Genomic DNA, 8098 nt, shown 5'->3' on the forward strand with positions numbered 1-8098 from the left:
TATTTTACAAGTCTCGGCGCGATAGTAGGGCGATTCTCCACGTACCGAGGACAAAGGAGAAGCAGGGCCGATCCCCCACGGGAATCAGCAGTTTGGCTACGGGTAAGTGCCCCAAGGGAGCTTGGAGGCTAAAGGTTAGTTGATCATAATTTAACCAGACTTCCTGCGATAATGCTCCGCATCGCTGATGCGATCGCCACCCCACTTTTTGCCCAAACTCAGCATAGTTTTGATGGCAGAGGTTCCAGATCTGCTGTTGGATCGAAAAACCAAAATGATTGTGGCTATGTTCTCTCCACAGGCGATCGATCTGTTGCAGATCGGAGGAGGGGATAGCCAGGGCATGACGTTTGTTAATATAGCCTTCCGAGATGCGATCGCTCAACTGCAAGAGTATCCTACCCGTTTCTTCGTCCGCTTCTTCCCACTGTTGGGCCACCAGTAGATGCTCTAGTTTCTTATAAAGAGACTCAGGAGGGTTCAGAGTTTTCATTGGCTTAATTTCTTGGCTTTTACTTTTATTTTATACTATCGTTGTCCGCTTTTTTTGTTGCATAGATTGCTCTTGTAATCAGTGAACTCACTATGATATAAATAAGAAGCTTAATCTGATTAACCCTTATTTCTTTATGTCTTCTCCCTTTACCATCTCCCCCCTAGCGAACTTAGACTATATTCCCTATGTTGACGATCGGGGGAAATTTCCCGAACAGTTCTCTAAACAAATTGGAGTTTATGCGATTTTTGACGAAAACAAAATACTGCAACTGGTTCATTATTCACGGGATATTTACTTGAGCCTGAAGCAACATATGGTGCGCCAGCCTCAAGCTTGTTATTGGGTTAAAGCCTATGTTATTGAGAAGCCAAACCGCAGCCACTTAGAACAAATAAAAGAAGCTTGGATAGCCGAAAATGACTCGATTCCCCAAGGGAATGGGGAAGCCTTTAGTCAATGGACTGATCCCATCGATGCTAAAGTGTCGATGACCGATGAGGAAAAGGAGACCTATGAAAAGAGTGATGAATTAGGGCAAATGAAGCTGTTAAAAAATGTCGCTCGCCGAGTTCAAGCCGAAATCCTAGAGCGTTTAGAGCCTCGAAACATTCAGGATTCATTTCGATTTAATCCGAAGTTAAAAGAAAAAGGCTTATTAGACTTGAAATAAAATAGAGTTTCTAATGGGTAGGGCTGGCCTTGTCCACCCTACTATAAACGCTTTTGGCAGGGACAACTATTTTATATTTGTAAAAAAGGTTTAACAGAAATTAAAATTGGGTAGAAACTTGCAGAACACGAGTACCATTAGAGTTATTTTGAGCTTCAATAGCTTGACTAAAGGAATCTACCGCTTCTTGATAGTGGTGGAATTCAACTAAAATATTGCCTTTGAGTTTCAACGCTTCAGGATGATTGGGTTGAATCGACAAGATATGATCGTAGATTTTAAGGGCTTCTTCTGGGCGATTGAGGTGATCTAAAAGATGGGCAATTCTTAACCATAAATCTATCATTTGCGGTTCAATAGCTAAAGCTTGTTCATAGGAAGCGATCGCCTCCTCATATCGATTTAAGCCTTCCAGGGTAACCCCGCGATTGCGCCATAACCCTTCTCCTTGTTTACCCAAGGAGACAGCAATATCATAACAGGCTAGGGCTTCCTGATAGCGACTCAATTTTGCTAAGGCTAAACCCTGTTTATACCACGAATCGCTATGCTGAGAATTGAGATTGACCGATTTATCATAGGAAAGAATAGCTTTTTCATACTCTCCTATCCATCCCAATAAATTGCCGCGATGATACCAAGCTTCCCAACTTTGGGGATGTAGAATTAAGGCGCGATCGTAGGAATCGATTGCCTCTGAATAACGCCCTAACTTGGCTAAAATACTACTTTGATTATACCAAGCTTCATAACGTCCCGGATGAATTGAAAGGGCGCGATCGTAGGCGGTTAGGGCGCGGAGATACTGTTCTGATTTACTGAGAGTATTCCCTAAATAATACCAAGCCTCATCTCGATTTTCATCAATATCAATCGCTTTTTGATAGGCTTCCATGGCTCGATGGTAATTTTGTTGCTTGAGATAGAGTTTTCCGATCTCTAACCAAGTTTCATAGGACTCTGGAAACCATTCCAGGGCTTTATGATAGGCTGCGATCGCATCCTCATAACGATGAACTTCTGTTAAATGTTTGGCTTGCCTTACATAATCCTCCATTGTCAACTCTTCCGGATTCACCGCAGGTGCAGACTGTGGTGAATCTGGAATCACACTCCGGTTGAGCTGAGAAGGGGAAAATTTAGGCACTTCAGACGACAAATTGACGGGCAGAGCTTCCAGCATTTGGGAGGGACGGGTTTGGGAAATTTCTTGAAATACACTCTCTTTTTCTGCTTTGGCTTCCGCTAACATTTCCTGAAACTGGCGCATCATTTGCCGCTTGATTTTTTCCAGTTCCTCTAGGGAAATTTGAGATTGTTGGGACTGTTCGTGAACTGTGGTTAACTCATCGCGAATATGTTGTTTATATAAATTGAGATGGCGGTATAATTCGCCCATCCAATCATCGGCTTTTAAGTGATAATCCTTTAAGTCCCGGTCTAAATCGCTAAATCCTTCTAGTTGGGAGTGGATCATTTTTACTAAATCTTGAACCATCCAACCTCGAATGAACCAAAATAAAATCACTGCCATAACGGGCATACTGACGATCGATACCATCAATAAATTTAAGACGGTAATTGTTCCTTCAATTTTCGGGAGGCGATCTTCCCCTCCGACTAAGGCTAAATTTTCTTGAGCAATGGAGGTATCAACTACCTGGGAAATCATGGTTTTCAGGTGCTGGATCTCTTCCTGAGATAAAGATGTGCGATCGAAGGGTTTATGGATAGATTCTGTTACCGGAGGAACGACTTCCGGAGGAGCGATCGAAGCGAGGGCAACGGGCATCACCTGTTGGACAATAGAATCAATAAACTTGGGGTCTAAATCTGGTTTCTTGGTTGTTCCAGGATCTCCTATCGGTTGAATTGGAGATTGGCTCAGATGAGACGAAGACCGAAATTCCGGCGCGATTAAGGCCGCTAATGTAACAAGGACAACGGTTGACATCCGCATAGCATCCACTCCCATTCATCTCGATGCGCTATTCCTTGATACGGAGTTTTGGATCGAGATCAGGATATGATCTGGGATGGGGAGATGGGGGATGGGGAAATGGGGACGCGGAGACGCGGAGACACGGGGACGCGGAGACGCGGGGACGCGGAGACGCGGAGACACGGGGACACGGGGACACGGGGACACGGGGACGCGGAGACACGGGGACACGGGGACACGGGGACACGGAGACGCGGAGACGCGGAGACACGGGGACACGGGGACACGGGGACGCGGAGACGCGGAGACACGGGGACACGGGGAAATTGTCTATTGCCTATTCCCCATTCCACACCCATTACCATTTTCAGAGGAGATCGATTGATGAATCAAGCGGAGCGCATCGGGGGATTGTTATCAGAATCTGCGTTTGAGGTTTTGGGGAAAGCGAAAGCCTTAGAAGCGCAAGGGCGCGATATTGTTCATTTAGAAATTGGTCAACCGGACTTTTCTACACCCGCTCATATTTGCGAAGCGGCAACTGAGGCGATCGCCCAGGGCTATACTGGCTATAGTTTAACGTTAGGGTTGCCTGAACTGCGGGAGGCGATCGCCACTCATATTAGTGCAACTCGGAAAATTGACGTTGGGGGCGATCGCATTATCGTTACTCCAGGAGCCAAACCCCTACTCTTTTTCGGTATTCTGGCAGTGGTTAATCCTGGGGATGAAGTCATCTATCCCGATCCCGGTTTTCCTACCTATCGCTCCGTGATTCAGTTTGCCCAAGGTCGTCCTATTCCCTTACCTTTAGTGGAAGAGCGGGAATTTAGCTTTCGCGTGGAAGACTTGGAGGGGCTGATTTCCGACAAAACTAAGCTATTGATTCTCAATTCTCCCCATAATCCTACCGGAGGATTTTTACCTTTAGCTGATTTAGAGGCGATCGCTAATTTAGCCCTGAAACATAATTTTTATATCCTTGCTGACGAAATCTATTCTCGCCTGTTGTATGACTTTCCTCACCATAGTTTGCTCAGTTTACCGGGAATGGACGATCGAACCCTATTAGTCGATGGCTTTTCTAAAACCTATTCCATGACGGGATGGCGTTTAGGGTATGGCGTGATTCCCCAACATTTAATCAGCGCCTTAGAATTATTAATGCTCAACTCCAATTCCTGTACCTGTACCTTTATCCAAAAAGCTGGTATCGCAGCTCTGCAAGGTTCCCAAGATTCTGTACAAGAAATGGTCAAAGCTTTCCAACATCGCCGAGAAATTCTCGTGGCTGGACTCAATCAAATTCCCGGTATCCACTGCCTTACCCCACCCGGTGCATTTTATGTGTTTCCGAATATCAAAGAACTGCCCTTAAACAGTCAAGGTTTAGCGGATTATTTGCTCAATCAAGCTGGGGTTGCTCTCTTACCGGGAACTGCATTTGGAGATTATGGGGAAGGCTATTTACGTCTCTCCTATGCTACTTCTTTAGAGCAACTCCAGCGTGCTGTAGAACGGATTGGGGAAGCCGTAGCTGCCCTTGAGAGCGCTCCGCGCTGGTAATGAGTCATGAGTCATGAGTCATGAGTAATGGGTTAACTAGAATGTTCGGGAGATTCGGGTAAGAGCCAATTGAGCAACACGCCAAAAATACCGGATAAACCAATCCCTTCTAGGGCAAATTCTCCGGCTTTGAGGCTCAGTCCGCCGACTCCAAACACTAGGATAATGGCTACAATAATTAAATTGCGAGGTTTGATTAAATCCTCTCCAGAGCGTACTAAGCTATTCATCCCCACAACGATAATTGTACCGAACAAAATCACCAGAATTCCCCCCATGGCGGGTACGGGAATGGAACGTAAAAAGGCTCCTAGTTTACCCACAAAAGCCAGTAAAATTGCCAAAATTGCGGCCCAAGTCATGATTCCGGGATTAAAGATTTTAATCAGGGCAACGGCTCCGGTAACTTCGGAGTAGGTGGTATTGGGGGGGCCGCCGAAACAGGCTGCTATACTGGTGGCTAAACCATCTCCGAGGAGGGTGCGATGGATACCGGGGTCTCGCAAGTAGTCTTTTTGAGCGACTGCGCTAATGGTGAGGATATCGCCAAAATGCTCAATGGCAGGGGCGATCGCCACGGGAACAATAAAGAGAATGGAGGGTAAATGGAACTTGGGTAGGGTACATTGGGGCAGTGCAAACCAGGGAGCTTGGGCGATCGCCGTTAAATCGACCATGCCGAAGGGAAAAGCCACCAGATAACCGACGAGTAAACCCACTAAAATGGGCACTAATTTCAACCATCCCCGACTGAATAAGACGGTTAATAATGTAGCGAGTAAGGCACTGCCAGAAACCGCTAGAGCAGCTCCTTCGCTGTATCCTTCCCCTGCATTCGATGCCATACCAATGGCAATGGGGGCAAGGGATAAACCAATCACCATAATCACCGGCCCCGTAACCACGGGAGGTAACAGCCGCAGTAAAAAACCGGAACCACGCCATACAATTAATATACTCAAGAGTAAATAGACGATACCCGCAGCCATTAATCCCGATAAGGTTTCAGCTAAACCATATTTTTCTACCCCCAGTTGAATGGGGGCAATAAAGGCAAAGGAGGAGGCAAGAAAAACCGGTACTTTGCCTCCCGTTACCCATTGAAAAACCAGGGTTCCTAAACCGGCGGTCAATAGGGCAACATTGGGGTTTAATCCGGTTAAAATGGGGACTAAAACTAAGGCTCCAAAGGCAATACAGAGGATTTGAGCGCCGAGGGGAAAATAGCGCCAACTGAAGTGATAGGCGGTGCGATCCATCTGTGTTTTTTGAACTTCCGGGTTAGGATTAGGGGGTTCAGTCATCCGTGTTTGCTCCTGAAGACTCGCTGCTGTTTCCTTCGGGTTCTGATTCGGGTTCTGATTCTAACGGTTGTTCTGGGTTCTGGTTCTCCTGTTCTTGGGCGGCTAAACCACTTAATCGGGCTTGGGCCTTGCTCCAATAGGAAATGGTTTCTAGATGTTCCGGTTCTAATTGCAACGCTCGCTCGCAACAGGTAATGGTTTCTTCATAGCGTTCTAGTGCATACAAAGAAAGTGCCTTCTTTTGCCAAGCATCTGCTAACATCTCCTTGCGAGCAATGACCTCATCCCAAGCGGCGATCGCCTCCTCATAGCGTTGAAGATCCGTTAAGATTCGCGCTTGTCCGACCCACCCTTGAAACGCTTCTGGGCGAATTTCTGTCGCCTTCTGAAAACTTTGCAGGGCTTCCTCAAACCGGTCAAATCCACTTAAGACTGTTCCCCGATTCAGCCAAGGATCGAACGCATTCGGTTGTAGCTTGAGGGCCTGTTCATAACTGTCCAATGCTTCCTGATAGCGCCCTAAATTTCTCAGGGCCACTCCCCGATTACTCCAGGCCATATCATAATCTGACTTAATTGCCAAAGCCTGATCGTAACTGCCTAATGCCTCTTCATATCGTTTCAGTTGATTGAGGGCTACGCCGCGATTCGTCCAAACTTGATAAAAATCAGGCTTGACTGCCAATGCTTGATCCCAAAGTGACAAGGCCTGATTATACTGTTTTTTTTCATACAAAGCATTGCCTTGATAAAATAGCTCCTGAGCCTCAGTTGTCATCGGTTGGAGAGTTTCGGGGGTAAAGGTTTTTTGCAACAGCGATCGCCCCACTTGGGTTGACTTTTGGCCAATCATCCCCAGCTCTATTTCCCCCAACTTCAACATCCGGGAAGCCAATTGGTGATTGGGAAGCGGATTTTCTAAGAGGCGATCGCCAAACTCAGTTAACCAATTGAGCCATCCTTCTGGCGTGGTGCGATCGGACAATCGACTCAAATACTCCTGCACCTGCGGCCCTTGCCATCCCCTTGAGACTCCTTCCAACAGTTGCATAAATACAAATTCATACCCCGCACGATCGAGGGGGGGTTGGCGCTCCTCTTCCTTATTCTTGAGGGATACTGACTCCCCTTGATGGCCAAATAACTTTCCCCATAACCCCTGAATCCATTGGATCAAAGACCGCCAAAACCGTTTCCACATAGCTATCACCGAGTATTGATGTCCCCTTCATCAGAAAAATTGGGTCTGAAACCCCGCCTTTTCAGGGCGGCTTTACTAAGCATAGGCTACCACAATTACATCTTAGGTGCTACAATGTGAGAAATCCTTCGACTCACCCATGGAAAGAGCATTTAACTACCGATTTTACCCAACTTCAGAGCAAGAGTCCCTATTGCGGCGGACTTTGGGTTGTGTAAGATTAGTTTACAACAAAGCGCTCCATGAAAGAACTCAGGCTTGGTATGAACGACAAGAAAGAGTAGATTACGCTCAAACCTCTTCAATGTTGACTGCCTGGAAAAAACAAGAAGAGTTAGATTTCTTAAACGAAGTCAGTTGTGTCCCCTTGCAACAAGGGTTGAGGCATCTACAAACCGCATTTACTAACTTTTTTTCCCAGCGTGCCAAATATCCAACATTCAAGAAAAAACACAAAGGGGGTAGTGCTGAGTTTACCAAATCCGCATTCAAATTCAAAGACGGTAAAATCTATTTAGCCAAATGTAAAGAACCCTTAGCCATTCGCTGGTCTCGTCAAATCCCATCCGGTTGTGTGCCCAGTTCTGTAACCGTAAAACTCCATCCGTCAGGACGTTGGCATATTTCCATTAGATTTGATGACCCCACCATTAAACCCTTGCCTGTCAACGATAAAGCAGTCGGTATTGACTTAGGAATTAGCAGCCTATTAACGACCAGTGAGGGAAACAAGGTCACTAATCCTAAACCTCTAAAGAAACACTACCGTAGGTTGAGGAGACTTCAGAAAAACTTATCGAGAAAACAGAAAGGGTCGAACAATAGATATAAGGCCAGAGTAAAGCTGGCTAGAGTTCACAAAAAAATAACCGATACCCGAACTGACCATTTACATAAGCTTACGACTCAACTGGTG

Annotated in this window: 7 protein-coding genes; 3 read left to right on the forward strand and 4 right to left on the reverse strand. The window is 46.1% G+C overall.

Annotated features, from left to right (window positions below):
* Window positions 1-4 precede the first annotated feature (4 nt).
* Window positions 5-493, reverse strand: coding sequence for a GUN4 domain-containing protein (locus tag PJF56_RS02490; RefSeq protein ID WP_283761057.1), 489 nt, complete (start codon window positions 491-493; stop codon window positions 5-7).
* A gap of 136 nt (window positions 494-629) precedes the next feature.
* Here PJF56_RS02490 and PJF56_RS02495 point away from each other — a divergent pair, with 136 nt between their 5' ends.
* Entirely contained in the window at window positions 630-1169 is a 540-nt protein-coding gene (locus PJF56_RS02495) for a GIY-YIG nuclease family protein (RefSeq protein WP_283761058.1), read from the forward strand.
* A gap of 100 nt (window positions 1170-1269) precedes the next feature.
* Here PJF56_RS02495 and PJF56_RS02500 read toward each other — a convergent pair whose 3' ends face one another.
* Entirely contained in the window at window positions 1270-3123 is a 1854-nt protein-coding gene (locus tag PJF56_RS02500; protein ID WP_283761059.1) for a tetratricopeptide repeat protein, read from the reverse strand.
* 372 nt (window positions 3124-3495) lie between these two features.
* On the opposite strand from PJF56_RS02500, the gene PJF56_RS02505 reads away from it, so the two are divergent.
* A complete protein-coding gene (locus PJF56_RS02505) occupies window positions 3496-4677 on the forward strand; it encodes a pyridoxal phosphate-dependent aminotransferase (RefSeq protein WP_283761060.1) in 1182 nt (393 codons plus the stop codon).
* A 32-nt stretch (window positions 4678-4709) separates the two neighbouring features.
* Here the strand turns inward: PJF56_RS02505 and PJF56_RS02510 are convergent, their stop codons facing one another.
* Complete coding sequence (locus tag PJF56_RS02510; RefSeq protein WP_283761061.1) at window positions 4710-5981, reverse strand: uracil-xanthine permease family protein; 1272 nt, start codon at window positions 5979-5981, stop codon at window positions 4710-4712.
* Entirely contained in the window at window positions 5974-7182 is a 1209-nt protein-coding gene (locus PJF56_RS02515; protein WP_283761062.1) for a tetratricopeptide repeat protein, read from the reverse strand. The genes PJF56_RS02510 and PJF56_RS02515 overlap by 8 nt, the downstream gene beginning before the upstream one ends.
* A gap of 139 nt (window positions 7183-7321) precedes the next feature.
* Here PJF56_RS02515 and PJF56_RS02520 point away from each other — a divergent pair.
* Window positions 7322-8098 (forward strand): RNA-guided endonuclease InsQ/TnpB family protein (locus PJF56_RS02520; protein ID WP_283761063.1); only part of this gene is annotated, 777 nt, incomplete at its 3' end.

It is taken from the genome of Roseofilum halophilum BLCC-M91, assembly GCF_030068445.1.
GTDB classification, from domain to species: domain Bacteria; phylum Cyanobacteriota; class Cyanobacteriia; order Cyanobacteriales; family Desertifilaceae; genus Roseofilum; species Roseofilum halophilum.

Excerpts from the sequence above, each read along its gene's own strand:
- PJF56_RS02510 (WP_283761061.1), bottom strand. The coding sequence starts at position 5,981 with ATGACTGAACCCCCTAATCCTAACCCGGAAGTTCAAAAAACACAGATG.
- PJF56_RS02515 (WP_283761062.1), bottom strand. The coding sequence starts at position 7,182 with ATGTGGAAACGGTTTTGGCGGTCTTTGATCCAATGGATTCAGGGGTTA.
- PJF56_RS02505 (WP_283761060.1), top strand. The coding sequence starts at position 3,496 with ATGAATCAAGCGGAGCGCATCGGGGGATTGTTATCAGAATCTGCGTTT.
- PJF56_RS02490 (WP_283761057.1), bottom strand. The coding sequence starts at position 493 with ATGAAAACTCTGAACCCTCCTGAGTCTCTTTATAAGAAACTAGAGCAT.
- PJF56_RS02495 (WP_283761058.1), top strand. The coding sequence starts at position 630 with ATGTCTTCTCCCTTTACCATCTCCCCCCTAGCGAACTTAGACTATATT.
- PJF56_RS02500 (WP_283761059.1), bottom strand. The coding sequence starts at position 3,123 with ATGTCAACCGTTGTCCTTGTTACATTAGCGGCCTTAATCGCGCCGGAA.